Source organism: Stenotrophomonas humi (assembly GCF_001431415.1).
Taxonomy (GTDB): Bacteria; Pseudomonadota; Gammaproteobacteria; order Xanthomonadales; family Xanthomonadaceae; genus Stenotrophomonas; species Stenotrophomonas humi.
In genome coordinates this window covers 18,591-44,233 of the sequence record NZ_LDJI01000024.1, presented here as the reverse complement: position 1 = coordinate 44,233, position 25,643 = coordinate 18,591, and the positions used below count along the sequence as shown (strand labels likewise).

At 64.8% G+C, this 25,643-nt stretch carries 25 protein-coding genes; 19 read left to right on the top strand and 6 right to left on the bottom strand.

The window, feature by feature from the left end:
• The first annotated feature begins 87 nt into the window (after positions 1-87).
• From ABB26_RS12730 to hglS, 3 genes are all read left to right on the top strand, one after another.
• Positions 88-831 (top strand): HAD family hydrolase, encoded by a 744-nt coding sequence (locus ABB26_RS12730; protein WP_057634715.1) that lies wholly within the window; start codon positions 88-90, stop codon positions 829-831.
• Between the two features lie 2 nt (positions 832-833).
• The gene (locus tag ABB26_RS12725) at positions 834-1,403 is read left to right on the top strand and encodes a hypothetical protein (protein ID WP_245626217.1); all 570 of its coding nucleotides are present in this window, start codon (positions 834-836) and stop codon (positions 1,401-1,403) included.
• 210 nt (positions 1,404-1,613) lie between these two features.
• Positions 1,614-2,978: a 2-oxoadipate dioxygenase/decarboxylase HglS gene (hglS, locus tag ABB26_RS12720; protein WP_057634724.1), complete on the top strand. Its 1,365-nt coding sequence runs from the start codon at positions 1,614-1,616 to the stop codon at positions 2,976-2,978.
• 51 nt (positions 2,979-3,029) lie between these two features.
• On the opposite strand, the gene ABB26_RS19310 is transcribed toward hglS, so the two are convergent.
• On the bottom strand, positions 3,030-3,230 hold the full coding sequence (locus tag ABB26_RS19310) for a hypothetical protein (protein WP_057634713.1): 201 nt from the start codon (positions 3,228-3,230) through the stop codon (positions 3,030-3,032).
• Between ABB26_RS19310 and ABB26_RS12710 the strand changes: the two genes are divergently transcribed.
• The 3 genes from ABB26_RS12710 (at position 3,196) to ABB26_RS12700 (ending at position 6,727) form a co-directional block, all read left to right on the top strand.
• Positions 3,196-4,695 (top strand): vWA domain-containing protein, encoded by a 1,500-nt coding sequence (locus tag ABB26_RS12710; RefSeq protein WP_245626216.1) that lies wholly within the window; start codon positions 3,196-3,198, stop codon positions 4,693-4,695. The two genes, ABB26_RS19310 and ABB26_RS12710, sit on opposite strands and share 35 nt — an antisense overlap.
• A 158-nt stretch (positions 4,696-4,853) precedes the next feature.
• Positions 4,854-5,981, top strand: a complete 1,128-nt coding sequence (locus ABB26_RS12705; RefSeq protein ID WP_057634710.1) for an alpha/beta fold hydrolase — start codon at positions 4,854-4,856, stop codon at positions 5,979-5,981.
• A gap of 86 nt (positions 5,982-6,067) precedes the next feature.
• Positions 6,068-6,727 carry a glutathione S-transferase family protein gene (locus ABB26_RS12700; protein WP_057634709.1) on the top strand — a complete coding sequence of 220 codons (660 nt, stop codon included), beginning with the start codon at positions 6,068-6,070 and terminating at the stop codon, positions 6,725-6,727.
• Positions 6,728-6,771: 44 nt separating this feature from the next.
• Here the strand turns inward: ABB26_RS12700 and ABB26_RS12695 are convergent, their stop codons facing one another.
• A complete protein-coding gene (locus tag ABB26_RS12695) occupies positions 6,772-7,131 on the bottom strand; it encodes a DUF1428 domain-containing protein (protein WP_057634706.1) in 360 nt (119 codons plus the stop codon).
• Between the two features lie 209 nt (positions 7,132-7,340).
• Between ABB26_RS12695 and ABB26_RS12690 the strand changes: the two genes are divergently transcribed.
• Positions 7,341-7,856: a hypothetical protein gene (locus tag ABB26_RS12690; protein ID WP_057634705.1), complete on the top strand. Its 516-nt coding sequence runs from the start codon at positions 7,341-7,343 to the stop codon at positions 7,854-7,856.
• Positions 7,857-7,874: 18 nt separating this feature from the next.
• On the opposite strand, the gene ABB26_RS12685 is transcribed toward ABB26_RS12690, so the two are convergent.
• Positions 7,875-8,855, bottom strand: coding sequence for an HPP family protein (locus ABB26_RS12685; protein WP_057634702.1), 981 nt, complete (start codon positions 8,853-8,855; stop codon positions 7,875-7,877).
• A gap of 320 nt (positions 8,856-9,175) precedes the next feature.
• Between ABB26_RS12685 and ABB26_RS12680 the strand changes: the two genes are divergently transcribed.
• From ABB26_RS12680 to ABB26_RS12665, 4 genes are all read left to right on the top strand, one after another.
• Entirely contained in the window at positions 9,176-9,670 is a 495-nt protein-coding gene (locus ABB26_RS12680) for a DinB family protein (protein ID WP_057634721.1), read from the top strand.
• Between the two features lie 121 nt (positions 9,671-9,791).
• Positions 9,792-10,502, top strand: a complete 711-nt coding sequence (locus ABB26_RS12675) for a TorF family putative porin (RefSeq protein WP_245626215.1) — start codon at positions 9,792-9,794, stop codon at positions 10,500-10,502.
• Positions 10,503-10,789: 287 nt separating this feature from the next.
• A complete protein-coding gene (locus tag ABB26_RS12670; protein WP_057634699.1) occupies positions 10,790-11,053 on the top strand; it encodes a hypothetical protein in 264 nt (87 codons plus the stop codon).
• Between the two features lie 256 nt (positions 11,054-11,309).
• Positions 11,310-12,362, top strand: coding sequence for an NAD(P)-dependent alcohol dehydrogenase (locus ABB26_RS12665; protein ID WP_057634696.1), 1,053 nt, complete (start codon positions 11,310-11,312; stop codon positions 12,360-12,362).
• Positions 12,363-12,431: 69 nt separating this feature from the next.
• On the opposite strand, the gene ABB26_RS12660 is transcribed toward ABB26_RS12665, so the two are convergent.
• Positions 12,432-12,719, bottom strand: coding sequence for a hypothetical protein (locus ABB26_RS12660; RefSeq protein ID WP_152982670.1), 288 nt, complete (start codon positions 12,717-12,719; stop codon positions 12,432-12,434).
• A complete protein-coding gene (gene bchE, locus ABB26_RS12655) occupies positions 12,719-14,344 on the bottom strand; it encodes a magnesium-protoporphyrin IX monomethyl ester anaerobic oxidative cyclase (RefSeq protein WP_211261966.1) in 1,626 nt (541 codons plus the stop codon). The genes ABB26_RS12660 and bchE overlap by 1 nt, the downstream gene beginning before the upstream one ends.
• 258 nt (positions 14,345-14,602) lie before the next feature.
• On the opposite strand from bchE, the gene bioA reads away from it, so the two are divergent.
• The 3 genes from bioA to ABB26_RS12640 all read left to right on the top strand — a co-directional run bounded on the left by bioA (position 14,603) and on the right by ABB26_RS12640 (position 16,970).
• Complete coding sequence (gene bioA / locus ABB26_RS12650; RefSeq protein ID WP_057634692.1) at positions 14,603-15,895, top strand: adenosylmethionine--8-amino-7-oxononanoate transaminase; 1,293 nt, start codon at positions 14,603-14,605, stop codon at positions 15,893-15,895.
• A complete protein-coding gene (gene bioD, locus ABB26_RS12645) occupies positions 15,892-16,542 on the top strand; it encodes a dethiobiotin synthase (protein WP_057634690.1) in 651 nt (216 codons plus the stop codon). The genes bioA and bioD overlap by 4 nt, the downstream gene beginning before the upstream one ends.
• A 137-nt stretch (positions 16,543-16,679) precedes the next feature.
• Positions 16,680-16,970, top strand: coding sequence for a hypothetical protein (locus tag ABB26_RS12640; RefSeq protein WP_057634688.1), 291 nt, complete (start codon positions 16,680-16,682; stop codon positions 16,968-16,970).
• 64 nt (positions 16,971-17,034) lie between these two features.
• On the opposite strand, the gene ABB26_RS12635 is transcribed toward ABB26_RS12640, so the two are convergent.
• Positions 17,035-19,377, bottom strand: a complete 2,343-nt coding sequence (locus ABB26_RS12635; RefSeq protein ID WP_057634720.1) for a membrane-bound PQQ-dependent dehydrogenase, glucose/quinate/shikimate family — start codon at positions 19,375-19,377, stop codon at positions 17,035-17,037.
• A gap of 122 nt (positions 19,378-19,499) precedes the next feature.
• Here ABB26_RS12635 and ABB26_RS12630 point away from each other — a divergent pair, with 122 nt between their 5' ends.
• From ABB26_RS12630 to ABB26_RS12605, 5 genes are all read left to right on the top strand, one after another.
• A complete protein-coding gene (locus tag ABB26_RS12630) occupies positions 19,500-20,582 on the top strand; it encodes an SPFH and helix-turn-helix domain-containing protein (protein ID WP_057634687.1) in 1,083 nt (360 codons plus the stop codon).
• Positions 20,582-21,787: a TFIIB-type zinc ribbon-containing protein gene (locus ABB26_RS12625; protein WP_057634685.1), complete on the top strand. Its 1,206-nt coding sequence runs from the start codon at positions 20,582-20,584 to the stop codon at positions 21,785-21,787. Before ABB26_RS12630 ends, ABB26_RS12625 begins: the two co-directional genes overlap by 1 nt.
• Positions 21,788-22,287: 500 nt before the next feature.
• Positions 22,288-23,634 carry a c-type cytochrome gene (locus ABB26_RS12615; protein WP_057634681.1) on the top strand — a complete coding sequence of 449 codons (1,347 nt, stop codon included), beginning with the start codon at positions 22,288-22,290 and terminating at the stop codon, positions 23,632-23,634.
• Positions 23,631-24,539 carry a c-type cytochrome gene (locus ABB26_RS12610; protein ID WP_057634679.1) on the top strand — a complete coding sequence of 303 codons (909 nt, stop codon included), beginning with the start codon at positions 23,631-23,633 and terminating at the stop codon, positions 24,537-24,539. The genes ABB26_RS12615 and ABB26_RS12610 overlap by 4 nt, the downstream gene beginning before the upstream one ends.
• A 41-nt stretch (positions 24,540-24,580) precedes the next feature.
• The gene (locus tag ABB26_RS12605) at positions 24,581-25,597 is read left to right on the top strand and encodes an OprO/OprP family phosphate-selective porin (RefSeq protein WP_245626214.1); all 1,017 of its coding nucleotides are present in this window, start codon (positions 24,581-24,583) and stop codon (positions 25,595-25,597) included.
• The last annotated feature ends 46 nt before the right edge of the window (positions 25,598-25,643 follow it).

Sequence of the window (25,643 nt, the reverse complement as noted above, 5' to 3'; positions counted from 1 at the left end):
CTCCCGCTGGCGGGAGAGGGGTTGGGGTGAGGGTTTTTCTGCGGCATCAAAACCACCACGCAGCACCCACGCGTTATCCTGTGCGGCATGAACCAGAACTCATCCCTTTCCGCCATCGGCCTGGTCGGCTTTGATGGCGATGACACGCTCTGGAAGAGCGAGGACTACTACCGGCAGGCCGAGCAGGACTTTGAAGCCATCCTCGGCCATTACATCGACCTGCATGATGCGCAGACCGCACAGCACCTGCTCAAGGTCGAACGCCGCAACCTTGAGATCTTCGGCTACGGCGCCAAGGGCATGACCCTGTCGATGCTGGAAGCGGCCATCGAGCTGACCGGTGAAAAAATCTCCGCCCACGACCTGCACCAGATCATCGAGATCGGCCGCCGCACCCTGCAGCATCCGGTGGAGGTGATCGACGGCGTGCGCGAGGCAGTGGCCGCCATCGCCGCCGACTACCCGGTGGTGCTGATCACCAAGGGCGATCTGTTCCACCAGGAGCAGAAGATCGAACGCTCGGGCCTGCGTGATCTGTTCCCGCGTATCGAGATCGTTTCGGAGAAGGATCAGTCCACCTACGCGCGCGTGCTGGCCGAGTTCAAGCTGCCGGCGGAGCGTTTCGTGATGGTCGGCAACTCGCTGCGCTCGGACATCGAGCCGGTACTGGGCCTGGGCGGTTGGGGCGTGTACACGCCGTATGCCGTCACCTGGGCGCACGAAGCCGAGCACGGCGTGTCCGACGACGCCCCGCGCCTGCACCACGCCGATACCGCGCACCAGTGGCCGGATGCGGTGCGTGCCATTGCCGCACAGGCGGCGGGCAACTGAGGATGGCAGCGGCCACCCGGCATCGCATGGCGCAGTGGCCTGTCCACTGCGCGCTGCTGTTGGGTCTGCTGACAGCCGCGCCGTTTGCCGCACAGGCACAGCAGTCGCCGGCCACCGCACCCGCCGTTGCCGAGTACATGGCGGGCACAGGTGATGCCTGGGTTGACCGGCAACTGGCCGACATCAATGCCTATGCTGCGCGTTACCCAGAAGCCTTCATAGACGAATTGTCGCGGTATGCGGGGGCCCGGCCGGCCTACGTGGAAGCGCTGCTGCGCAACCACGGCTGGAAGCCCGGCGATGTCTACTTCGCCTGTTTCTGGGCGCAAGTGACCGGTACCTCCTGCCGCACGCTGGTACGTGCCCGCAGCGACATGCCCGACGCCGGCTGGAAAGCCGTACTGGACAGCCTGCAGCCGCCGCCGGACAACCTGCATTGGCGCGCGTTGCGCCATGCCATCGTTGCCAGCTACGACCATTGGGACCGGCCGATCACCCTGGATGCGCTGCTCAAGCGCCAGCTGGGGGATCGCGCCCAGCGGGATGCGGCCGCGCGCAGGACGGACAGGTAGGAGCGCCTTCCGGCGCGAAGCCGGTACCGAGACCGCGCCCGGGTTGTCTGCAATTGCAAACCCTTTGCCAGCGGCTGCATTGTCGGCTTCGCGGCCGAGGCTGCTCCTGCGGGTATTGGTCACGCCATCTTTGTTGCCTTGCAGTGGTCGGCGCTGCGCATTCCGGGCGAAAATGGCGGCTCCTTCGATCCAGCGCCAGCGTACTTCGTCATGACCGCCGACCGTTTCGTTTCTTCAGATCACATCCGCAGCCTGTTCTCGCAGGCGATGTCGCATATGTACCGCACCGAAGTGCCGCTGTACGGCACGCTGGTGGAGCTGGTCGGGGAGGTGAACGCCGCGGTGCTGGCCGCGCAGCCGGCGCTGGCCGAGCAGATGCAGCGCAGCGGGGAGCGCGATCGCCTGGACGTGGAGCGCCACGGCGCCATCCGTGTCGGCACCGCACAGGAGCTGGCGACGCTGGGCCGTCTGTTCGCGGTGATGGGCATGCAGCCGGTGGGCTATTACGACCTGTCCGTCGCGGGCGTGCCAGTCCACTCCACCGCGTTCCGCCCGGTGGAGGGTGAGGCGCTCAACCGCAACCCGTTCCGGGTGTTCACCTCGCTGCTGCGTCTTGAACTGATCGAAGACGAGGCCCTGCGTGCGCAGGCGGCGGAGATTCTTTCCCGTCGTGAGATCTTCACCCCCGGCGTGCTGCAGCTCATTGCACAGTGCGAGCGCGAGGGTGGCCTGAGTGAAGACGATGCATGGCGCTTTGTGGTCGAGGCGCTGGAAACCTTCCGGTGGCACAACGAAGCCACCGTGTCGCTGCAGACCTACCACGCGCTGCATGGCGCGCATCGCCTGGTGGCCGATGTGGTCAGCTTCCGTGGCCCGCACATCAACCACCTCACTCCGCGCACGTTGGACATCGATGCCGCACAGGCGCAGATGCAGGTGCGTGGGCTGGCCGCCAAGGCGGTGATCGAAGGTCCGCCGCGTCGTGAATGCCCGATCCTGCTGCGCCAGACCAGCTTCAAGGCGTTGGAGGAAATGGTGCATTTCCCGTCCGATGACGACAACGAAGCGGGGACTCACACCGCGCGGTTTGGCGAGATCGAACAACGCGGCCTGGCGCTGACGCCGAAGGGCCGCGCGCTGTACGACACGCTGCTGGCGCAGGCGCGCGACAGTGGCGGCGCTGGCAGCACCGGCGGCGACTATGTGCAACGCCTGCAGACGGCATTCGAGGATTTTCCGGACGAGCATGGCGTGCTGCGCCGCGAAGGCTTGGGCTACTACCGCTATGCGTTGACCGAGGCCGGCAAGGCGCTGCCGGCGGGCGAGCGTGATCTGCCGGCGGAAGTGCTGATCGAACGCGGCCTGGCAACGGCCGATCCGATCATCTACGAGGATTTCCTGCCGGTCAGCGCTGCGGGAATCTTCCAGTCCAACCTCGGTGGCGGTGAGCAGCGCGCCTACGCCGCACGTGCCAACCGCGATGCATTCGAGCAGGCGTTGGGGGCCAAGGTCAGTGACGAATTCGGCATCTACGCGCAGTTGCAGGACGATTCGCTGGCCAGCCTGCGCGCCTGATACCGGCAGTTTGTTGCCGAAGGGGGGCGGGGCGTTATGCTCCGCCCAACCCTAGGCAAGGAGTTGGCCGATGAAAGTACGCAGTTGCGTGATGGTGCTGGTGGCCGTCGTGGTCGTGACGGCCTGCTCCCAGAAGGTGAAGGACGACGGATACGCGCCCTCGCCAATGTCCCCGCCACGGGCCTCGCCACTGCCACCACCGCCACCGATGGCAAGAATGGCACCAGCACCCAGCCTCAATGCCATCGTCATGACCGGCTCGCTGGCTGTGCCTGGGGCCAATACCGAGGTCTACGAGCGGCCAGCGGACAACCCGGTCAAGCGCACCACCGAGCAGCCGGTCTCCACTTTCTCGGTGGATGTGGACACCGGTAGCTACAGCAATGTGCGGCGCATGCTGGAGAGCGGCGTGCGGCCACCGGCCGATGCGGTGCGTGCCGAGGAATTCATCAACTACTTCGACTACAACTACGCGGTGCCGGCCGACAAGGCCACGCCGTTCCGCGTGCACACCGAACTGGCCAATGCGCCGTGGGACAAGCGCAAGCAGGTGATGATGATCGGCATCAAGGGTTATGAGCAGGCCCAGGCCAGCCTGCCGCCGATGAACCTGGTGTTCCTGATTGATACCTCCGGCTCGATGTACTCGGACGACAAACTGCCGCTGCTCAAGCGCGCCTTCGCGCAGTTGGTGCCGCAGCTGCGCAAGCAGGATCGCGTAGCCATCGTGGCCTACGCGGGTTCAGCCGGACTGGTGCTCGAACCCACCAGTGGGGACCAGCGCGGCAAGATCCTGGCCGCGCTGGAACAGCTGCAGGCGGGGGGAAGCACCAACGGCGGTGCGGGCATCGAACTGGCCTATGCGATGGCCGCGCAATCCTTCATCGAAGGCGGTGCCAACCGCGTCATCCTGGCCACCGACGGTGATTTCAATGTCGGCATTGCCGATCGCGGAGCGCTGGAGACCCTGGTCGGCGACCGCCGCAAGAGCGGCATCGCGCTGACCACGCTGGGCTTTGGCACTGGCAACTACAACGATGCGATGGCCGAGCGCCTGGCCGATGTCGGCAATGGCAACCACGCCTATATCGACAGCCTGTCCGAGGCGCGCCGCGTGCTGGTGCGCGAGATGGGTAGCACCTTGTTCACCATCGCCAGCGACGTGAAGATCCAGGTCGAGTTCAACCCGGCGCGGGTGTCGGAGTACCGCCTGATCGGCTACGAAAACCGTGTGCTCAACAACGAGGATTTCGCCAACGACAAGGTGGATGCCGGCGACATCGGCCCCGGCCATGAAGTCACCGCGTTGTATGAGATCGTCCCGGTTGGCAGCGGTGCCGAGCAGCTGCCTGCATTGCGCTACGGCGACACGCCGGCTGCGGCGAAGGATCATGGCAACGAAGTGGCCGAAGTACGCCTGCGCTACAAGCTGCCGGGGCAGGACCAGAGCGCCTTGATCACCCGCCCGATCCTGGCCAGCAGCCTGCAGGCCACGCCGAGTGAATCGTTGCGCTTTGCATCGGCGGTGGCGGGCTTTGCCGACGCGCTGCGCGGTGGGCAGCGCATGCCGGGTTGGAGCTGGGAACAGATTCTGGCAACGGCGCGGGAGGCGCGTGGGGATGACCCGGAAGGCGAGCGCGCGCAGTTCATCCAGTTGGTGAGCACCGGGCAGGCATTGATTGAGCCCGATGCCACGGTGAGCGGCGCCAGGAACTGAGCACGCGGGCTGGCGGAGCTTGTCGCTGCCGGGTTCTGTTGTGTCTGCTGGCAGGCTGCGCGGGTTCACGAGGGCTTCCTCCACGATCCAATGCGGGCGTCATCGTGGATCACCGCGAGCATGGACGGCGATTCCTTTTGTTTGATGGAGCTGACGGCATGGAGACGAAGGTCCGCAAGGTGCTGGGGTTCACGCTGTTGATGGTGATCGGCGGCATGGTGTCCCTGCCGGCCGCCGCCGAACCCGGGCGGCTGCTCAGCGCCAGGCCAATGAACGATGCGCCGGCGGGGGCGAAGGCGTGGCGCATCCGTTATGAAACCACCGACGTTGACGGCGATCGCACGCAATCCAGTGGCGTGCTGGTGGTGCCGGATGGCGCCGCGCCGCCTGCCGGGCGCGAGGTGGTGGCCTGGGCGCATGGCACGGTCGGCATTGCTTCGTCCTGCACGCCGATCCGCACGCTGGATCAGATTCCCGGCCTGGTCTTCATGCTGGCGCGGGGTTGGGCGGTGGTGGCGACCGACTATCCCGGCCTCGGCACGCGCGGCCCGCACGCCTATCTGGTGGGTGATGCTGCGGCCGCAGCGGTGCTGGATTCAGTGCGAGCAGCGCGCAACTTTGCACAAGCACATGCCGGGCCGCGTTTTGTTGCCTGGGGCCACTCGCAGGGTGCCCATGCCGCGTTGTTCAGTGGGCGTCGCGCCCAGGCCTATGCGCCGGATCTGCAGATGCTGGGCATCGCCGCGGTATCACCGCCAACCGAGCTGGCCGAGAACATGAAGCAGGCTGATGTCACCGTGCGCGCATTGCTCACGGCCTTCACCGCCGAAAGCTGGTCAAAGGTGTATGGCGCCGATATCGCCACCATTGCCGACCGCACCACGCGTGGCGTGATTGAACGTGCCACCAGCGCCTGCGAAGGCGATCGCCTGTCGGCCGGCGCGCTGCTGCGGGTGCTGCGTTTACGCCTGCGGCTGGGCAACCTGGACCTGAGCGGGCACGCGCCCTGGGACGCGCTGATGGCGCGCAATTCGCTGAGTGCGCTGGACGCAGGCGCGCCGCCGCTGCTGATCGTCCAATCCGACGGTGACAAGTTGGTGACCTCGCCGGTGACGCGCGGCTTCTTCGAGCGTAGTTGCCAGCGCGGTGCGGTTGCGCGCTATGTGGCATTGGCCGACACCGGTCACGCCACCACGGCCATCGCGTCGGCCAATGATGCGATTGGATGGATCGCACAGCGCTTCTCCGGCCAGCCAGCCCAGAGTGATTGCCCGGCACGGGACTGATTGCCAACCGCTGCGGTTGCATGGGCCGCAACGCAGCGTTACAACGATCGCCGCGCGGGACGCACCCGCCTCCAGGGAGTGAAGCCATGTCGCTGGCGTTCTACGGTCATCCGTTTTCTTCGTACACGCAGAAAGTGCTGATAGCGCTGTATGAGAACGACATTCCCTTTGAGTTCCGCTGCCTTGGCCCGGAGACGCCGGAACACGCCGCCGAATGGCTGCGGCGGTGGCCGGTAGGCAAGTTCCCGCTGCTGCTGGATGGCGACACCGCGGTGGTGGAAACCAGCATCATCATCGAATACCTGCAGCAGACGCGGCCTGGCGCGGTACGCCTGCTGCCCGATGATGCGCGGCAGGCCCTGGACGCCCGTTTCCTTGACCGCTTCTTCGACCTGCACGTGATGAGCCCGGTGCAGCATGCGGTGGGCGGCGCCTTGAGTGGTGATGCGGACAAGGCACGGGATGCGTTGGCGCATGCTCGCGACAAGCTGGAGCTGGGCTACGCCTGGGCGGAAACCCAGCTGCCCGGGCGCAGCTGGGCCTGCGGTGATGCCTTCACCCTGGCCGATTGCGCGGCCGCGCCGTCGCTGTTTTACGCGGACTGGGTGCACCGCATCGGCGAAGCCTATCCGCTGCTGCGTGCGTACCGTGCGCGGCTGTTGAAGCGGCCATCATTCGCGCGTGCCGTGGAGGAGGCGCGCCCTTATCGACCGCTGTTTCCATTGGGTGCGCCTGACCGCGATTGAGGGGTGCCGCAGCGCGGATCCGGCACGCGCCCGCTGCCGGCGCGCTATTTCGTCAGATCAAGCAGTGGTGCAAAGCCACCATAGATCAGGCGCTTGCCATCAAAGGGCATCGGGTTGGTGGCCGGGTCCATGCGCGGGTCTTCCATCATCTTCTGCATGCCGACGTCGCGCGTGGCCTTGTCGGGCCACTCGATCCAGGAGAACACCACGGTTTCCTCATCGGTGGCCTGCACCGCGCGGAAGAAATCGGTGAGCTGGCCATGCGGCACGTCGTCGCCCCAGCATTCCACCACGCGCAGGGCGCCGAACTCGATGAATACCGCGTCGCCGGTACGCGCATGCGCGAGGAATTTCTCTTTGTTGGCCGTGGGTACGGCGGCAATGAAACCATCAACATAGGACATGGGAAACCTCCGCTGGGGTTGATGGCAGCCGTCACGGCTGCCTTCGAGGCCACGGCCATGGCGGCGCCGGGGCGGCCAATGTCGCCCTTGGGTCGTTGTGAAAGTGTCGAGAAGACGCGAAGGAACGAAGCTGTCTGTGCGGCAGTGCCGATTCATGGTGCGCCCGCGGATTACCATCGGCGCCACGCCCGATCACGCAAGGAGCACGCATGGAAGTATTGATTCCGAATCGGCAGGTCCTGTTGGCAGTAACCTGTCTGTTGAGCCTGGCTGCCTGTGGCGGCGCCGCACCGGCGCCCGCGGCCAGCACCGCACCGCAGGCAGCGCCGGAAACACCGGCCGCGTCTGCACCGGTGACAAGCCCCGGCAGCGTCGTACACACGTCGGTAGCGCCGGCGGCAGCAACACATGCCTGCATGATCGCCGGTGAATTCACGCTCATGGGCAAAACCATCCGCTCACGTGACTGCGTACAGACCACTGCCGCTTCCAGCGAGGCCGACCTGCAACGCATCTGTGGCGGCCTGGCGCAGACCTCGGCGCAGATGGGCGGCAAGGCCGGCGAAGTCACCTACATGGCGGCCTGCCCGGCGCCGTCACAGGGCAGCTGCAAGAAGCTGTTCGGTGGCAAGTTCGACGGCTACTACTACGAGCGCACGCCACAGGACCTGGCGGATCTGCCGGCCAGCTGCACGCAGGGTGGCGGCATCTGGGTGGCAGGCTGAGACCTGCCTCGTGTCGGCTCAGCTGGGCTGTCGTTTGGCCCAGCGGCCACCGTGCTGCAGTTCCACCTCGAACCGTGCCCACTGGCGCAGGTCGTCCGCGGTGGCATGGCCGATGTTGCCGATGCCGTTGCCGGCCACCACGGCATAGACCAGCCGCTGCGCGGTGGGTCCTTCCAGCGCTGGTGTCACGGACACACGGCGCACGCTCCAGGCACGGCCAAGGCGGCCGTTGCTGTAGTAGCGTCCCGGCGCGATCAGCGCCGGATGCAGCGCATCGCGTTCGGCATGCTGCTTGGCCAGCTCCAACAGCTCGGTCAGGTTGTCGTCGGTGATGTCCACGAACGAATTGAGCTGGCTGATGGCAGCGTGGAAATCCTCCTGGGTGAGATCGACGCTGCGCTGTGCCGACGCGACCGGCGCGGTTTGTTGCCGCCGTCTGTGCAGGTGCACCGGGTAGCGGCGCCAGGCAAAACAGGCGTTGAACAGCACCGCTGCGGTCAGGATGGCGGCGACGTTGATCGACACCGGCGTCAGCAGGTACTGGTAACCCAAGGCATGCACGTCAGCACCACCGATCACCGCTGCCAGCGCGGTGGCGCCGCCGGGCGGATGGATGCAGCGCAGGTAATGCATGGCGCCCACTGCCAGGCCCACCGCCAATGCACCGGTCCAGGCCTGGTCCGGCGCCAGTTTCTGGCAGCTCACGCCGATGAAGGCCGAGACCAGGTGCCCGGCCATCACCGACCACGGTTGCGACAGGGCACCATGTGGCACCGCGAACACCAGCACCGCCGAGGCACCCATCGAAGCCAGCAGGATCGCGCCACCTGGCGCGCCGCCGAAGCCATGCGGGAAGCACCAGTGGGTCAGCTGGTAGACCACGGTAATGCCGATCAACGCTCCCAGCGCCGATATCCACTTCTCGCCATGGTTGGTCTGGTTGCGCTCGATGCTCAGCCAGTTGCGCAGCGATTGTGGAAGCGAAGAGAGGGGCTTCATCAGCGTGGGGGGAGGGGAGGGCGCGCTATTCTGCCGCTGATGGGGCCTGCCGTAACGTACTTCTGCTGGCCAATCGCGGCCGCGCTGATGCCGATTCGCTTGTTCGATATGGCGCCGTTGGATAAGCCGCCAGTTGCAGGCGGGGGTCGAGTGCCACGTCCGGCGATGGCTGCGGATGGAGGGGATTGTCGATGTTCCCCGGCCCGCTCATTTCCTGGTAGTTGCTGACTTACGTCTACCTGCTGCCGTTGCTGCCTGACGCTGACACGTGGCATCGTTATCCTGATCATTCAGCACTCGCTGCAGCCGGGAACACAAACTTGCTGATCGAAGCCTTCAACTACAAACATTGGGCAACGCGGCGCACGCTGGCTGCCATCGCGCAGGTGGATGCAGTGGCGTTTCCCGCCACGTTGGCGTTCGTTTGCCAGCAGTTGAACCACCTGCGAATGGTCGAGGAGCTGTTCCGGGCGCGCCTGCTGGGTGAGGTGCCACCGCATGCGGCCACCAACAGCGCGGACGTGCCGACGCTGGAACAGCTGGCGCAGCGGCTTGAGCAGCTGCAGGCCTGGTACGCCGCCTATGTCCTTGCGCTGGATCCGCAGCAGCTGCAGGAAACGGTGACATTCGATTTCGTCGATGGCCGTGGTGGCTGCATGAACCGGCAGGAAATCCTGTTCCATGTCATCAACCACGGTACTTACCACCGTGGCGCCATCGGCCACGCATTGGATCTGGTACAGGTGCCACATCCGGCCGACACGTATACGGTGTTCATCCACGAGGCCGAGCCTGATCGGCGTCCACACGATTGAGAGCCACGATTTTTACGCAGATTTGATAGCGCGGCGGTACCTGCGCCATCGTCGGTTTATGGGCAGCGAGGACATCATTTCCACAGGGACGCGCGGTGTGCGCGGCCATTCTGGAAACCCGATGAAAGCCTTTCAACATTCCCGACGCATGCTGCGTCGCAGCCACCTTCTGCTGATCCTGCTGGCCGCCACCGGCAGTGCTGCTGCCCATGAAGTCAGCGGCAGCGCCGCGCTCACCAGCGACTACATCTGGCGTGGTTCCACCCAAAGCCAGGGCGATGCCGCCGTGCAGGCAGGCTTCAAGATCGCCGGCGAGAGCGGTTTCTATGCCTCGGCATGGGGCTCCAGCGTCGAATTCGCACCCGAAACCCATGCCAGCAGCGAGCTGGATTTCACCGTGGGTTGGGGCCGACAGCTGAGTGAGGACTGGGCACTGGACGCCAACGTACTGCACTACCGCTATCCGTCCACCACGGTCGATCTGAACTGGACCGAGCTCAACACCACGCTGACCTGGAAAGACAACTATTGGCTGTCGCTGGGGTGGTCACCCGAGGCGCTGGGCACCACCCAGGATGGCCTTTACAGCCAACTGGGGGCACGCGTGCCGATGAGTGAGCACCTGCGCATGGAAATGCTGGCCGGCTACTACACACTGCAGGACGCCCCCGGCGGCGGTTATGCACATGGGCAGCTGAGTGCGATCTGGGCGATCACCGCGCCGTTGGAGCTGCGGATCAGCGCGCATGCCACCGACCGCCATGCGCGTGACTTGCTCGGCGATGACTTTGCCGGCAGCCGCTGGGAGGTGGCACTGCAGGGCAGCTTCTGAGTACCGCTCAGCGTTGATGAGCCCGCTTGCATCAATGGCGGCCCGGCGCATTGCGATGCCCGGGCCAACTACCGAGAACCTGAAGGCAACTTGCCATGGGCCAGATCGTTGCGACGTCGCAGCCGCCTCAGGCCAGTGCCTGATCAGGCATGCGTGGCGCGATCGACGAACCGCCGGTGCGGCTTCGTGCATTGCCGTTCTCATTCATCTTTGTCGTCACGCCTGCGGCGCACAAAGCGCCTATGCTGAAAGGACATTGAGTGCTCCTCGCGCTCAGGATGTGACACATGAACTATGAAGAAGCGCGCGCCGACCTGGATGAGCTGGCGCATGAGATGGTCACATCCACGCATACCTGGTCGTATTCGCAACGATTGGACAAGCTTCGGTCCCTCGCAATTCTTACCCGGCGTGCATTGCGGGCCACCTCTGGTTCACCCAACGAACCCGCGCATCGCAGCAGTATCAATTCACTGCTCGATCGGATCGGCGGCATGATGGCGGCGGCAGCGCAGCTTGAAGAGCTACAGGAGAATTACCGGCGCCGCTGATTCCTGGGCGGTTGCTGCAGGGCAGCCATTTGCGGATATGCCGGTGCGGGCCGCCGCACTGGGGCCTTCATCGACGGCAGCTGCCGTACGCGAGCGGGGGCGTCGCGAGCACGCGGGTGAGCCGCTCATGACCGGATGGGCCGGTGCTACTCAATCCGTCACGGGCAACTGTCTAGACTTGTCGTCTGTCCCGTGATGGCAGGCCACGCGCCGCCGTGCATGGGTTTCCCGCTTCGCCTGTTACAGGATGCCGCCCATGAAAACCCTCGGTTATGCCGCTTTCGACACCACCTCGCCACTAGCCCCCTATGCCTTCGAGCGCCGCGAACTGCGTGGCAACGACGTGGCGATGGAAATCCTCTATTGCGGCGTCTGCCATTCAGACCTGCACACCGCCCGCAATGACTGGGGTTGGAGCTATTACCCGATTGTGCCGGGCCATGAAATCGTGGGCCGGGTGATCGAAGTAGGTCCCGACGTCACCCGCTACAGGCTGGGCGACCACGTGGCAGTGGGCTGCATGGTCGACAGCTGCATGGAATGCGACCAGTGCCACAAGGGGGAAGAGCAGCTGTGCCGTGAAGGCAACACCGGCACTTACGCCGGTGCTGACCGCATCACCGGCGAACACACCCATGGGGGATATTCCAAGCATCTGGTGGTGCGCGAGGAGTTCTGCCTGCGCATGCCGGAGGGACTGGATCTGGCCCGCGCCGCGCCGCTGCTGTGCGCCGGCATCACCACCTGGTCACCGCTGCGTACCTGGAACGTCGGCCCGGGCAGTCGCGTTGGCGTGATCGGCCTTGGAGGGTTGGGGCACATGGCGGTCAAGCTGGCGGTGGGGCTGGGCGCCGAAGTCACCGTGCTCAGTCGCAGCCCGGACAAGCAGGCCGACGCACTGGCGCTGGGGGCAGATCGTCTGTTGGTCTCCAGTGATGAGGCGGCGATGAAGCAGGCACGGTCAGCGTTCGATCTGATCATCGACACGGTGCCAGTCAAGCATGCGCTGGGCCCGTATCTGCCGCTGCTGGATGTGGACGGGACCCTGGTGATCGTCGGCCAGGTCGGGCCGATGGACGAGATCAACAGCGTGCCGCTGCTGCTGGGCCGCCGCCGCGTTGCCGGATCGCCGATTGGTGGCATCCGTGAAACCCAGGAAATGCTGGATTTCTGCGCCGAGAAGAACATCCTGCCGGACTGCGAAATGATCCGCATGGAAGAGATCAACCATGCCTACGAGCGCATGGAAAAATCGGACGTTCGCTACCGCTTCGTCATCGACATGGCATCGCTGCCGGCCCAGCCGTAAGCAACCACGGCGGTGTGGCTGCGCCTGCCGGTATGCAGGGCGTTGAGCCCGGATCCGCGGACGGTGGCGTCAATTGCCACCGTCCACGGATCCGGCATCGCGCTGGAAACGGCGTGTTCCGTGCGGCAGCCGTGATCGCGCGAAAGGTGTTATGGCGGCATGGAAACAGGCCAGGGCGAACATGACCAGCGCATCAAAGCCGCTGCTGGCCAGCCATGAGGTCAGCAACAGCATGATGCTCAGCACTGCGATCACATCGAACGCCAGGCGGCTGAAGAAGCCGATACCCAGCAGCGCCAAGAAGTAGAGCGCTGCGGGAAGTGCGAACATCGTGAAGATGGCGCTGATGAACCCCATCATTGATGCCGCTCACTTCTGATCGAACCCGGTGCGGGAATTCCGGCGTCCAGTGTGGCGGAAGCCGGTGCTGCGGTGACGACCTGCAATGCAATCGGCCGGCGCTGGCGCTGCGGTTTGGCCAACGCTTCTTCCGGCAGCTGATCACTTCCACCCCAGAACCCGGCAACAGTGATGGACGGGCGCATCCGCAGCACATTGCGCAGGAAACCGAAGACTTCGTGCGGCCATACGCGCCGACCCATCCGCGTATACCAGCGCATGCCATGGCGTAGTTCCGGATCGGGTTGCAGCAACACCCGCCACAATGCCTTCGGCCGCAGCTGCATCACCGCTTCGATGAACTTGAACCACAGGAACACCCGCCACGGCGGAACACCTCTGGTTTCCAGCACCTGGTGCTTGTAATCCCAGTTGCGCTGATCGCGCTCGATCACACGGCGGTTGGCGACATCGTTGAAGTACGGCGTCCAGCGGTGCGGGGTGACGTACAGCAGCTGGATCTGGTCCGGGTCGTAGCGGAGCAGATGGCGCAGGCTGTTCCAGTAGTCGCGGTCGGTTTCTTCCTCGAAGCCGACCACATAGGTCGCCATCGACAGAATCCCGTGCTGGCGCAGCAGCTGGATCGCGTGGCGGTCTTCCGTGGTGTCGGCACCCTTGCGGATCTTCGCCAGCGTGGCGGCCTCGTAGCTTTCGATGCCGAGCAGGAAGCGGATCACCCCGGCCCGTCGGTAAAGGTGCAGGATGTCGGCATCGCGCACGATGTCACCGGCGCGGGTGGAACCGACCAGGCCAAGTGGTACGTTTTCGGCGATCAGCGCTTTGAGGAAGGCCTTCCATGCCTTGCGCGACCCGGTAGGCAGCTCGTCGGCGAAGTTGATCAACTGCACGCCGTGCTCCCGATGCAGGCGTGCCAGTTCTTTCGCGAGCAACACCGGATCGCGATGGCGCCAGCGTGTCCAGAATCCGCGCTGGCCGCAGTAGCTGCACAGATAGGGACAGCCGCGCGAGAACTGCACCACCACGGCCTTGCGTCCGCCCCAATAGGAGTAGCGGTCGTGGTCAATCAGTTCCCAGCCGATGCGGTAGGCGTCGAGGTCAACGATCATCTTCGCATCGCCGGTGCTGGTGGGCACGTCATCGACACGCAGTGCGATCCCCGCGACGGTGCGCAGGTCATGGCCGGCTGCGTATGCCTGCACCAGCTGCAGGGTGGTGTGCTCACCTTCGCCACGGACGATGCAGTCGATGGCCGGTACACCGCGCAGCACGTCCTGCCAGTGATAGGTGGGGAACACGCCGCCGTAGACGATCCACACGCCGGGCAGGCATCGCTTCAATGCATCGGCGATGCGGATCACCGTGGGATGCGCCGAGCTGGAGCCGGAGTGGCCCATCATCACCACGTCCGGCGCGAAGCGCGCCACTGCCTCGATGATGTGGTGCATCGGCAACGGCCCGATGTCGGCATCGAGCAGCTGCACTTCATGGCCGGCGTCCAGCAACGGGCCACCGATGCTCAACAGACCCAGCGGCGGCAGGTGCTCGCGCGGGATGCGGCTGCCAATGGCGGTATGTGGCGGATTGAGCAGCAGGATGCGCAGCGGAAGCGGCGACGTGTGCATGGTCGAGCCTGTGGGCACGGGGACAGGGCGGTAGAAATACGCCGCGCTGATGAGGCCTTGATGGCTTGAATGTGAAGCAGGGAAGAAACGCCCGGGGCGAGTCATCCCCTCCCGTCGTCGTGGCTCGCATTCATACCTGAACGATGCCGAGCCCAGGCCATTGGCCCGGTTGCCGCTGATGCATGCAGCCAACCCCGGCAAGCGGTAAGGTACCGCCCCTGCAAGCCGCCCGTTACGCGGTGTGATTGATGAACAACGATGTTGATTGATTCCTTCGACCGGGAGCACCTGTGGCACCCGTACAGCGCCCTGGGCAGTCCCGTGCCGGTGCTGAAGGTGGCGCGTGCCGATGGCGTGCTGCTGCAGCTGGAAGACGGCCCGCAGCTGATCGACGGCATGGCCTCATGGTGGTGTGCCATCCACGGCTACAACCATCCGCAGTTGAATCAGGCTGCCATCGAGCAGCTCGGGCGCATGTCGCATGTGATGTTCGGAGGGCTGACCCATGAGCCGGCCATCGCCCTGGGGAAGCTGCTGCTGGAGATCGTGCCCAAGCCGCTGGATGCGATCTTCTATGCCGACTCCGGCTCGGTGTCGGTGGAAGTCGCGTTGAAGATGGCCATCCAGTACCAGGCGGCGCGTGGTGTGCCGCGCAAGAACAACATCGCCACCACGCGCTCGGGCTATCACGGCGATACCTGGAACGCGATGTCGGTCTGCGACCCGGTCAATGGCATGCATGGCTTGTTTGGTACGTCATTGCCATCGCGGTGTTTCGTGCCGGCGCCACAGACGCCCTTCGATGGCGAGTGGGACGCAGCGGATATCGCACCGGTGGAACAGTTGTTCGCCGAGCGTGGTGGAGAACTGGCGGCCTTCATCATCGAGCCCATCGTGCAGGGCGCCGGTGGCATGCGCTTCTACCACCCGCAGTACCTGCGTGAACTGGCACGGTTGTGTCGCGAGCACGATGTGCTGCTGATCTGCGATGAAATCGCCACCGGCTTCGGCCGGAGCGGACGCCTGTTCGGCTGCGAACATGCCGGCGTCACTCCCGACATCATGTGCATCGGCAAGGCGTTGACCGGGGGCTACATGACCCTGGCCGCGACCATCACGCGACGCGAGATCGCCGATGTGATCGCCGCCGGTGAACCGGGTGTGTTCATGCACGGGCCGACCTTCATGGCCAACCCGTTGGCCTGTGCGGTGGCACTGGCGTCGACGCAGTTGCTGCTGTCGCAGGATTGGCAGGGCCGGATTGCGTCGATCGAGAAGACCCTGCATGCGCGTTTGGCGCCTGCACGCGGCTTGCCGCAGGTCGCCGATGTGCGCGTGCTCGGTGCGATCGGCGTGATCGAACTGAAAGCGTCGCTGCGGCTGGATCGCATCCAGCAGCGCATGCTGGAGCAGGGCATCTGGATTCGACCGTTTGGTCGATTGGTGTATGTGATGCCGCCGTACGTGATCAACGATGCGCAGCTGCAGCAGTTGTGCGATGGCATGGTGGCGCTGGTGGCAGGTCTGGAAGAAGAGGATATGCGCGCATGAGCGGGCAGGTGATATTCGTCAGTGGCATCGACACCGAAATCGGCAAGACCGTGGTGACCGGTTGGTTGGCACGGGAATGGGCCGAGCAGGGTGAGCACGTCATCACCCAGAAGCTGGTGCAGACCGGCTGCATCGGTGCGTCCGATGACATCCTGCTGCACCGTCGCATCATGGGCAGCGGCCTGTTCGACGAGGACCGTGATGGCACCACGATGCCGGTGTTGTTCGCGTATCCCGCCTCGCCGCATCTTTCGGCGCGATTGGAGAACCGCACGCTGGATTTCTCCGCCATCGAGCAGGCCACCGCGCGATTGTGCGAGCGCTACGAAAAGGTGCTGCTGGAAGGTGCCGGTGGCCTGATGGTGCCATTGACCGAACAGTTGTTGACGATCGATTACGTCGCACGGCATCGCTGGCCGCTGTTGCTGGTGACGTCCGGGCGCCTGGGCAGCATCAATCACACCTTGTTGTCGTTGGAGGCGATTGCCGCGCGCGGTATCCCCCTGCATGGCGTGGCATGGAACAGCCGTGATGACAGCAGTGATGAAGTGATCGCAGCGGACAGCCGCAACTTCATCCGCGCGCAGGTGCAACGTCAGTTTCCGGATGCACACTGGTACGACGTGCCGCAGATGGATCTGGGTTGACCGGCCTTCCGGCGTCCGGAAGTTGCTCCTGCAGATCAAGGTTCAGGACAAGCCCAATCACTTTTTGGATGTGGGCCATTGCTCCCCATCGGTTCCGTCGGCTATATCTAAGATTCATCCAAGGAAGGGTCGCCATCATGACGTTTGCATTTCCTGCGTATCACGAGGTCACGTTGCCCGGCATCAAGACTGCCGAGGCGGTGGAGGCCGGTATGCGCAGCGCTGGCTGGAGCAATATCCATCGGCAAGGCAGCACCATCAGCTGCAGAGTGGGCTTCAATCTCTGGTCGTTCGGCGAGACCATGGTGATCACCCTGGCGTCGGATCATGCGGTGCTGCGCAGCACCTGCATCCTGCCAACGCAGTGCGTTGATTGGGGCAAGAACCGGCGCAACGTGCAGAAGTTGTTGGCGATGTTGGCCGGCTGATTGCGGTTCGATCCAACCATTGTGAAGGAGGGGAGGGTTGGGGAGGGCAGCTCCCGACTTGCAGTCACTTCTTCAACGCATAAGCCAGCACATGGTCCCCCGCCTTGGTCCCGGTGGAGCCATGCCCCCCGGCCACCAGCAACACCATCTGCTCGCCCTGGCTGTTGAGGTAGGTCATCGGCGTGGCCTGGCCGCCGGCGGGGATGCGCACGTCCCACAGCACCTTGCCGTTGGCCAGGTCATAGGCGCGGAAGTTGTTGTCGGTGGCCGCACTCATGAAGGCCACGCCGCTGGCGGTCAGCAATGGCCCGCCGATTCCCGGAACGCCGATGCGGATTGGCAGTGGCAGCGGTGACAGATCGCGGATGGTGCCGTTGCGGCGCTGGTAGGCGATCTTGCCGGTGCGCAGGTCCGCCGCCGCCACGGTGCCCCACGGTGGAACGTGGCAGGGCACACCCAGCGGCGACATGAAGGGTGTCATCTCCACCGCGTAATCGGCGCCCTTGTTCTCATTGAGGCCGTGCTCGCCCTTGTTCATCTGACGCCCGCTGGCTTCACTCTTCGGTACCAGCCGGGAGACGAAGGCCAGGTAGGTCGGCATGCCGAACATCACCTGCCGCCGGGGGTCCACCGCCACGCCGCCCCAGTTGAAGGTGCCGAAGTTGCCGGGGTAGATGAGGCTGCCCTGCAGGGTTGGCGGCGTGTAGCGGCCGTCATAGCGCAGCGTGCGGAACTGGATGCGGCACAGCATCTGGTCGACCAGGCTGGCGCCCCACATGTCGGCCTCGCGCAGCGGCTTGGGCTCGAAACTCAATGCCGAGTATGGCTGTGTGGCCGAGGTGGTCTGGCCGGGGATGTCCACATGCTGCGAGGCTGGGCGTTCGCCGACCGGCAGCAACGCGCTGCCATCGCGACGGTCCAGCACATACACATCGCCCTGCTTGGTGGGTGCCACCAGTGCTGGCGTGCGGCCCTGTGGCAGGTCCAGGTCAACCAGCGTCGGTTGTGCCGGCGTGTCCATGTCCCACAGGTCGTGGTGCACGAACTGGTGCACCCAGCGCATCTGGCCGGTAGCGAGGTCCAGTGCCACCACCGAAGAGGCGTATCGCTCCTCGGCCGGTGAGCGGTACATGCCCAACTGGTCGGGGGTGCGGTTGCCCATCGGGAAGTACCCCAGCCCCAATGCTTCGTCGGCGCTGGCGACCGCCCAGCTGTTCGGTGAGCTGGCGGTATAGACCTGTGCGGGATCATTCGGATCCAGCGGAGCGGTCTGGGTGGGGTTGCCCGAATCCCAGTTCCACAGCAGCCTGCCGGTATGCACGTCGTAGGCACGGATCACGCCGGACGGTGAATCGACTGCGTAATCGTCGTTGACCGCACCGGCCACGATCACCTTGCCCCCGGCGACCAGTGGCGGTGATGTCGAGTAGTAATAGCCGGGCTGCTTGAACGGCATGTTGTGCAGCAGGTCCAGCACGCCGTTGTTGCCGAAGTCGGCGCAGTGTTGCCCGGTCTGTGCATCCAGCGCATGCAGCTTGGCATCGGCGCTGGGCAGGAACACACGCGAAGTACAGACGCTGGCTGCCGGTGCCGGTGCCGGCGTCACCGGATCGACGAAATACGACAGGCCACGGCAGGTCTGGTGCTGCCGCTGTGGCTGCATGCCCGCGGCCGGATCGAAGCGCCAGCGCTCCTTGCCGGTATCCGCATCCAGGGCGATGGCCAGGCTGTGTGGCGTGCACAGGTACAACGTGTTGCCGATCTTCAGCGGCGTGACTTCATAGGTGGTTTCACCCACGTCTTCGGGCAGGCGCATGTCACCGGTACGCATCTGCCAGGCCAGTTGCAGTTGGCCGACGTTGGCCGGGGTGATCTGTTCCAGCGGCGAGAAGCGCTGGCCGTAGTCACTGCGGCCGTAGGCATGCCACTCGCCCGGAGGCGGCGCGTCATCGCCCAGCGAGGCGTCGGAGTTGACGATGGCCATGGGCAGCTGGCCATCGATTTCGTGCAGGTGCCGTGGCATGCCGGCAAAGGCCACTGCAGCCACCAGCAGGGCACATAGCAGCACCGGCCAGCCGGCCGGGCCGGTATAGCCATGCGGGCTGGAGCGGCGCGATGCCGGCAGGGCGATCAGCAGGCCCAGCAGGGCGGGAACGCCCAGCCGGGTCGCCAGCGGCCACCAGTACAGGCCGGCTTCCCACAACGACCACGCCAGCAGTACCAACAACCACCCGGCGTACAACCAGCTCGCCCAGCGCCGGTGTCGCCACAGCCCCCAGGCCACCGCCAGCAGCAGCACACCACTGAACAGGTAGAACGGGCTGCCCTGCAGGGTCAGCAGCCGCGTACCACCGATGGTCAGGGCAAGCCCGAACAGGGTGGTGAGAAGCAGGGTGAGTATTCGCATGGTGCGCTCCGGCGACCTCGACATTTCCGCCATGGTGCGCCGTTGCCTGTATGCGCGATGTCATCTCGGCGGCGTGCATCCACTCGACGTAGAATCGGCGTTCTGTCCTCCGGGGAACCGCCATGAGCATTCTGGGCTTCATCAAGAAGGAACTGATCGAGATCATCGAATGGACCGATGACTCGCGTGACACGCTGTCCTACCGTTGGCCGGACGACGACCGCCAGATCAAGAACGGCGCGCAGTTGATCGTGCGTGAATCGCAGATGGTGCAGTTCGTGGCCGCCGGGCAGTACGCCGACCTGTTCGGCCCCGGCAAGCACACCCTCAGTACCCAGAACATCCCGGTGCTGTCGACGATCCTGGGCTGGAAGTACGGCTTCGAGTCGCCGTTCAAGTGCGACGTTTACTACCTCAACACGCGCCTGTTCACCGGCAACAAGTGGGGTACGTCGAACCCGGTGATGATGCGCGATGCCGATTTCGGCGTGGTGCGCCTGCGTGCGTTCGGCACCTACGATTTCCGCATTGTCGATCCGCCGAAGTTCCTCAAGGAAGTCGCGGGCACCGACCAGAATTTCCGTCTGGATGAATTCGCCGACACCATGCGTTCGCGCATCGTCAGCGTGTTCACCGAGGCACTGGCCAAGGCCGGTGTGCCGGCGCTGGATGTCGCCACGCGCTACTCGGAACTGGGCGAAGCGCTGCTGCCGATCATCAATCCGGCCATGACCGGCAAGTACGGCATCGAGATCACCAGTTTCATCCTGGAAAACGTGTCGGTGCCGCCGGAAGTGGAGCAGGCCATCGACAAGCGTTCCAGCATGACCGCTATCGGCAATCTCAACGACTACGTCAAATACCAGATGGGTCACGGCATGGGCGAGGGTGGCGAAGGTGCCGCTGCCGCTGCGGTGCCGGCACAGATGGCGATGGGTTTTGGCATGGCCCAGGAAATGATGCGCAGCATGCAGGCCGGTGCTCCGGCGGCAGGCGTCGCGCCGGCCGGCCCGCCGCCCTTGCCGGCTGCCGGTGATGCCGCTGCCACACTCGATGTGCTCACCCCGGAACAGGCGGCGCAGGCGTTGTCGGTGTCGGTGGAAGACGTGATGGCCGCAATCAGCGCTGGCGACCTGAAAGCCCGCAAGATCGGCAACGCCACCCGCATTGCCCGCTCCGCACTTGAAGAGTTCCTGCGCGGCTGATGGGTAAAGTGACGGTGGGCAAGCATCCCTGCCCGGAATGTGGCGGGGATCTGCAATGGAATGCGGCCAAGCAGGCGTTGGCCTGCCCGTACTGCGGCACCATCGTGCCGCTGTCGGAGGCGGCCGAGGGCGTGGGCGATGGCAGTGCCGGCGTGGTCGAGCAGGACCTGCTCGAAGCACTGGCGCGCCTGCAGGCACAGGAAACACAGCCCCCGCCGCTGCCGCCGGAAGATGCCAGGCAGGGCGGTGTGCTGGGCATGCTGCAGAGCATGGCGGCCACCCCGCAGGCGCAGCGCGGTTACGGTGCGCAGCCGCGTGAGGTGCAGTGCCAGAGTTGCCACGCCATCTCGGTGTTCGTGGATGGCAAGGTGGCCGACCGCTGTGAGTTCTGTGGTTCACCTTCGATCATCGCGCATGAATCACTGGGCGATGCGATCACCCCGCAGAGCCTGCTGCCGTTCCGCGTCAGTGATGGCCAGGTGCGCGATGCGATCCGCCGCTGGTACGGCAACCGCTGGTTCGCGCCGAACCGGCTCAAGACCGCCGCGCTGACCGATACGCTCAAGGGCATGTACCTGCCGTACTGGACGTTCGATGCGAACGTTGCCGCGCGCTGGACCGCCGAGGCCGGGTATCACTACTACGTCACCGTGAGTTACCGCGATTCACAGGGAAACACGCAGACCCGGCAGGAGCAGCGCACGCGCTGGGAACCAGCATCCGGTTCGCTGCAGCACTTCTTCGATGACGAGCTGGTGCCCGGTACGGTGGGCGTGCACCCGGAACTGCTGCAGAAGATTGGTAACTTTCCCACCAGCAGCGATCTCAAGCCGTACTCGCCCGAGTTCGTGCGTGGCTGGACGGTGGAGCGTTACCAGGTGGACCTGCGCCAGGCCGCACAGCAGGGCGAAGCACAGATGCAGTCGCAGACGCGCGCGCTGTGTGCCGAGCAGGTGCCCGGCGACACGTATCGCAACCTGCAGGTATACGCGGACTACCGCAACCGCACCTTCAAGCACATCCTGGTACCGGTATGGCTGGTCAGCTACACCTACGGCTCGCGCAGCTTCCAGGTGCTGGGCAACGGCTATACCGGGGAAATTGCCGGCGAACGGCCCTACAGCGCGTGGAAAATCTTCTTCGCGGTGCTGGCGGGTGTGATCGGATTGCTGGTGCTGCTGTACGTGATGGGCATGCTGCAATGACCGGCGCGTTCAGCTGCACGGATTGAATTCCGGTGGGATGGCCCTCATATCCCATAAGTTCGTATGGAAAGAAGAGGGAGGCTCATGGAAGCCAACACGACTGGAAGGGTCCAGTGCAACAAGTGCAAGGCGGTGTATGCGCCGGTAATCAAAGTGCTGGAACGGGTTTGCCCGCAGTGCCTTTCGATGAAGACCGTCGTAATGCAAGCCCGCCATCCGCTCTGCAGCGCCACCGCCGCCGGCTGAAGCACGCAACTACCCGAAAGCACGAGGCCAGGCATTGCCTGGCCTTTTTTGTGGGCGCGTGACTGCGCTTGACGGGCGGCCATGCCGGGTTGCGTGGCAGCGAAGCCTTTGTCGGAATCCGCTCGCCAATACATTGCATCCGTGAAGATTTGGCGCCGTGCCAAGACGTTGGCAATCGCATGTCTATTGATCTGGATCAGGGCGGCACTTGGCAGGCCCTTCGACAATGAGCCAGCTTCAAATGAAAAGATGCAATGAGAAAGTTCTCGAAATTCCTGCTGGTGATGGTGGTTGGCGCGGCCGCTGCGTATGGCATCGCGCGTTCGACGCCGCTGTGGTTCGCACCGCCGCAGCGCGCCACCGTGGATATCAATGATCCGCAGTTGATCCAGCGCGGCGAGTACCTGTCGCGCGTCGCCGATTGCGCCGCCTGCCACACCGCGCCGGGTGGCAAGCCCTATGCAGGTGGCCTGGGCATGCAGACGCCGATGGGCACGATCTATTCGACCAACATCACCCCGGATCGTGCGCAGGGCATCGGCAGCTACAGCTATGCCGATTTCGAGCGTGCGGTGCGGCGCGGTATTCGCGCCGATGGCCAACCGCTGTACCCGGCCATGCCGTATGTGTCTTACATGATCAGCTCCGATGACGAGATCAAGGCGCTTTACGCCTACTTCATGTCGTCGGTGCAGCCGGTTGCACAGGACAACGCCGCATCCACCATTCCGTGGCCGGCGAGCATGCGTTGGCCGTTGTCGTACTGGCAGTTGATGTTCGCGCGGCCGCGCACGCATACGCCTGATCCCGCGCTGGATGCCAGCGCACAGCGCGGCGCCTATCTGGTGGAAGGCTTCGCCCATTGCGGCGCTTGTCATACCCCGCGTGGTCTGGCGTTCCAGGAAAAGGCGCTGGGCGATGACGACAGCCGCCACTTCCTGTCCGGCTCGGTGCTGGAAGGCTGGTATGCAAAAAATCTGCGTGACGAAGGCACCGGTCTGGCGTCATGGAAGGAAGACGAGATCGTGCAGTTCCTGCGCACCGGCCGCACCGACCGTTCCGCTGCATTCGGCGGCATGGCCGACGTCGTGGAGCACAGCACGCAGCACATGACGGCCGAAGACCTGCAGGCGATGGCGCATTACCTCAAGCAACTTCCGCCCCGCGAAGGCCATGCGCAGCAATGGCTGCCCAAGCAGGACCTCACCACCGAGGCGCTGCGCAACGGTGATTACCGCGTGCCCGGTGCGCTGGCTTATTCGGAACATTGCCAGGCCTGCCACCGCGCCGATGGCAAGGGCGCACCACGCATCTACCCGGCGCTGGCGGGCAATTCCATCGTGTTCGCCGACGACCCCAGCTCGCTGATCCAGGTGACGCTGGCCGGCGGTGCCACACCGCATACGCCGCACGACCGCATGGCCTTCACCATGCCCGGCTTCGCGCATGTGTCCAATGGCGAGCTGGCGCAGATCATGACCTTCATCCGCAACGGCTGGGGAAACCGCGCCAGTGCGGTCAGCGCCGACGACATCGCGCGCATGCGCCGCGTGGTGGCCGACAAACCCGTGCATTACCTGCCGGAGGAGGCTGCGCAATGAAGATCAAACTGATGATTGCAGCCGCCGTTATGGCATTGGCCGTCAGTGCCGGCGCGGCAGCCTGGTATGCGCACATGCATCCCAACCTGGACGCCCCCGCGCCGGTGCCGATGGACATCCTCGACAAGCAGGGCACGGTGATCGGCCACTACCTCGCGCCCAGTGCCGAGGAGATTGCCGCACTGGCCAATGCCGAATCGGTGATGCTGGGCCGGCGCCTGCTCAGCGACACCGCGCGGCTGCTGCCGGACAACGTCGGCAACGGCTTGAACTGCAACTCCTGCCATATGGCACAAGGCCGGGTCGCGCTGCGCAACCACTACATCAACACCGGCAGCACCTACCCGCGTTACATGCCGCGCCCCGGCAAGGAGATCGACCTGCCCGAGCGCATCAACGGCTGTTTCGTGCGTTCGATGAACGGTGCCAAGTTGCCGGTGGAGTCGCAGGAAATGCAGGCCATGCTCGCCTACATGCGCTGGCTGGGCACCGGCGTGCCGCAGGGCGCCAAGGTGTCGGGCAAGACCGAAGGGCCGATCGATACCTCGTTGCAGCCAGACATGGCCCGGGGGGAGGTGATCTACGCCGCCCAGTGCGCCAGCTGCCACGGCGACAACGGCGAGGGCATGAAAGATCAGTTCAATGAATACATCTTCCCGCCGCTATGGGGGGATGCCTCGTTCAACATCGGTGCCGGCATGGCCCGTCTGTACAAGGCTGCCGGGTTTGTCAAACACAACATGCCGCTGGGCGTGAAACGCGAGCCGCCGTACGGGCAGGGCGTGATGAGCGACCAGGATGCGGTGGACGTGGCCGAGTACTTCATCAAGAAGCCACGTCCCGATTTCGCGGGCAAGGCCAATGACTGGCCCCGCGACAAGAAGCCCAAGGACGCCCGTTACTGATCGCATAACGCCAGCAAAGCGCTGGCTTCAGGAGAGTAGTGATGCAGTTTGTTTCCCATGGCACGCTGGCCGCCGCACTGGCCATGGCCTGCCTGCCGACGCTGGTCCACGCCGAAGACGGCGCACCGGCCACCAAGGTGTCGGCACAGATTTTCGTCAATGCCAGCCAACTGGATCGCGACGGCGTGGAAACCGCCGACGAAGGCCTGGCGATGGACCTCAAGCGCACCTTCATCACCGTGGATCATCGCTTCAACGAACGCTGGACGGCGCAGGTGACCACCGATGTGCAGTGGCTGCGCAACAGCGACGTCAGCGACCTGTGGCTGCGCCATGCCTACCTGCAGCGCAGCTTCGGCAAGGGCAGCTGGTTGCGGCTGGGTAATGCGCCGACGCCGTGGATCGCACAGGAGTCGGCGCGCGAAGGTTTCCGCTACGTGGATGCCGGCCTGATCGCCCGCACCAAACTGGGCACGCCCGCTGACTACGGCGTGCATGGCCAGTACAGCCGCGGCGATTTCGTCTACGCCGCCTCGGTGGTGACCGGTGGTGGCTTCCAGAAGCCGCGGCTGGGCAACCGTGCCGATGTGGAAGCGCGTGTGGGCTGGACCCCGGCCAAGGGCGTGGAACTGGCGATGGGCGGCTATCGCGGCACCCGCGCACAGGATTCAGGTGACCTGCCGCATGAGCACACCGCGCAGCGCTGGAATACGATGGCCAGCTGGGTGGGTGAGCGCGCGCGCGTGGGCGGGCAGTACTTCAGCGCCCAGGACTGGACCCGCATCACCAAGCCGGGCAGCGACGACCAGCGCGGCTGGTCGGCCTGGAGCAGCTACCAGTTCACCCCGCAGTACGCGGTATTCGCCCGCGTCGATGAAACCCGCATGAGCCTGGACATCGACCCACGCACCCGTGAGCGCTATCAGCAGGTGGGCGTGGAATGGAAACCGAACAAGCACCTGCGCCTGGCCATGGTAGGCAAGCGCGTGGAGCAGGAAACGGCGAAGAAGAAGCTGGAAAGCCACGAAGCCGGCCTGTGGGCGCAGATCGCGTTCTGAAGCAGTTTGAAGCCCTGCTTGAAGCCTTGATTGAAGCCCCTCTCCC

What these genes read in the sequence shown, in the direction of transcription:
- ABB26_RS12730 (WP_057634715.1), top strand. Translation starts at nt 88, where the DNA reads ATGAACCAGAACTCATCCCTTTCCGCCATCGGCCTGGTCGGCTTTGAT.
- ABB26_RS12725 (WP_245626217.1), top strand. Translation starts at nt 834, where the DNA reads ATGGCAGCGGCCACCCGGCATCGCATGGCGCAGTGGCCTGTCCACTGC.
- hglS (WP_057634724.1), top strand. Translation starts at nt 1,614, where the DNA reads ATGACCGCCGACCGTTTCGTTTCTTCAGATCACATCCGCAGCCTGTTC.
- ABB26_RS12710 (WP_245626216.1), top strand. Translation starts at nt 3,196, where the DNA reads ATGGCACCAGCACCCAGCCTCAATGCCATCGTCATGACCGGCTCGCTG.
- ABB26_RS19310 (WP_057634713.1), bottom strand. Translation starts at nt 3,230, where the DNA reads ATGACGATGGCATTGAGGCTGGGTGCTGGTGCCATTCTTGCCATCGGT.
- ABB26_RS12705 (WP_057634710.1), top strand. Translation starts at nt 4,854, where the DNA reads ATGGAGACGAAGGTCCGCAAGGTGCTGGGGTTCACGCTGTTGATGGTG.
- ABB26_RS12700 (WP_057634709.1), top strand. Translation starts at nt 6,068, where the DNA reads ATGTCGCTGGCGTTCTACGGTCATCCGTTTTCTTCGTACACGCAGAAA.
- ABB26_RS12695 (WP_057634706.1), bottom strand. Translation starts at nt 7,131, where the DNA reads ATGTCCTATGTTGATGGTTTCATTGCCGCCGTACCCACGGCCAACAAA.
- ABB26_RS12690 (WP_057634705.1), top strand. Translation starts at nt 7,341, where the DNA reads ATGGAAGTATTGATTCCGAATCGGCAGGTCCTGTTGGCAGTAACCTGT.
- ABB26_RS12685 (WP_057634702.1), bottom strand. Translation starts at nt 8,855, where the DNA reads ATGAAGCCCCTCTCTTCGCTTCCACAATCGCTGCGCAACTGGCTGAGC.
- ABB26_RS12675 (WP_245626215.1), top strand. Translation starts at nt 9,792, where the DNA reads ATGAAAGCCTTTCAACATTCCCGACGCATGCTGCGTCGCAGCCACCTT.
- ABB26_RS12670 (WP_057634699.1), top strand. Translation starts at nt 10,790, where the DNA reads ATGAACTATGAAGAAGCGCGCGCCGACCTGGATGAGCTGGCGCATGAG.
- ABB26_RS12665 (WP_057634696.1), top strand. Translation starts at nt 11,310, where the DNA reads ATGAAAACCCTCGGTTATGCCGCTTTCGACACCACCTCGCCACTAGCC.
- ABB26_RS12660 (WP_152982670.1), bottom strand. Translation starts at nt 12,719, where the DNA reads ATGGGGTTCATCAGCGCCATCTTCACGATGTTCGCACTTCCCGCAGCG.
- bchE (WP_211261966.1), bottom strand. Translation starts at nt 14,344, where the DNA reads ATGCACACGTCGCCGCTTCCGCTGCGCATCCTGCTGCTCAATCCGCCA.
- bioA (WP_057634692.1), top strand. Translation starts at nt 14,603, where the DNA reads ATGTTGATTGATTCCTTCGACCGGGAGCACCTGTGGCACCCGTACAGC.
- bioD (WP_057634690.1), top strand. Translation starts at nt 15,892, where the DNA reads ATGAGCGGGCAGGTGATATTCGTCAGTGGCATCGACACCGAAATCGGC.
- ABB26_RS12640 (WP_057634688.1), top strand. Translation starts at nt 16,680, where the DNA reads ATGACGTTTGCATTTCCTGCGTATCACGAGGTCACGTTGCCCGGCATC.
- ABB26_RS12635 (WP_057634720.1), bottom strand. Translation starts at nt 19,377, where the DNA reads ATGCGAATACTCACCCTGCTTCTCACCACCCTGTTCGGGCTTGCCCTG.
- ABB26_RS12630 (WP_057634687.1), top strand. Translation starts at nt 19,500, where the DNA reads ATGAGCATTCTGGGCTTCATCAAGAAGGAACTGATCGAGATCATCGAA.
- ABB26_RS12625 (WP_057634685.1), top strand. Translation starts at nt 20,582, where the DNA reads ATGGGTAAAGTGACGGTGGGCAAGCATCCCTGCCCGGAATGTGGCGGG.
- ABB26_RS12615 (WP_057634681.1), top strand. Translation starts at nt 22,288, where the DNA reads ATGAGAAAGTTCTCGAAATTCCTGCTGGTGATGGTGGTTGGCGCGGCC.
- ABB26_RS12610 (WP_057634679.1), top strand. Translation starts at nt 23,631, where the DNA reads ATGAAGATCAAACTGATGATTGCAGCCGCCGTTATGGCATTGGCCGTC.
- ABB26_RS12605 (WP_245626214.1), top strand. Translation starts at nt 24,581, where the DNA reads ATGCAGTTTGTTTCCCATGGCACGCTGGCCGCCGCACTGGCCATGGCC.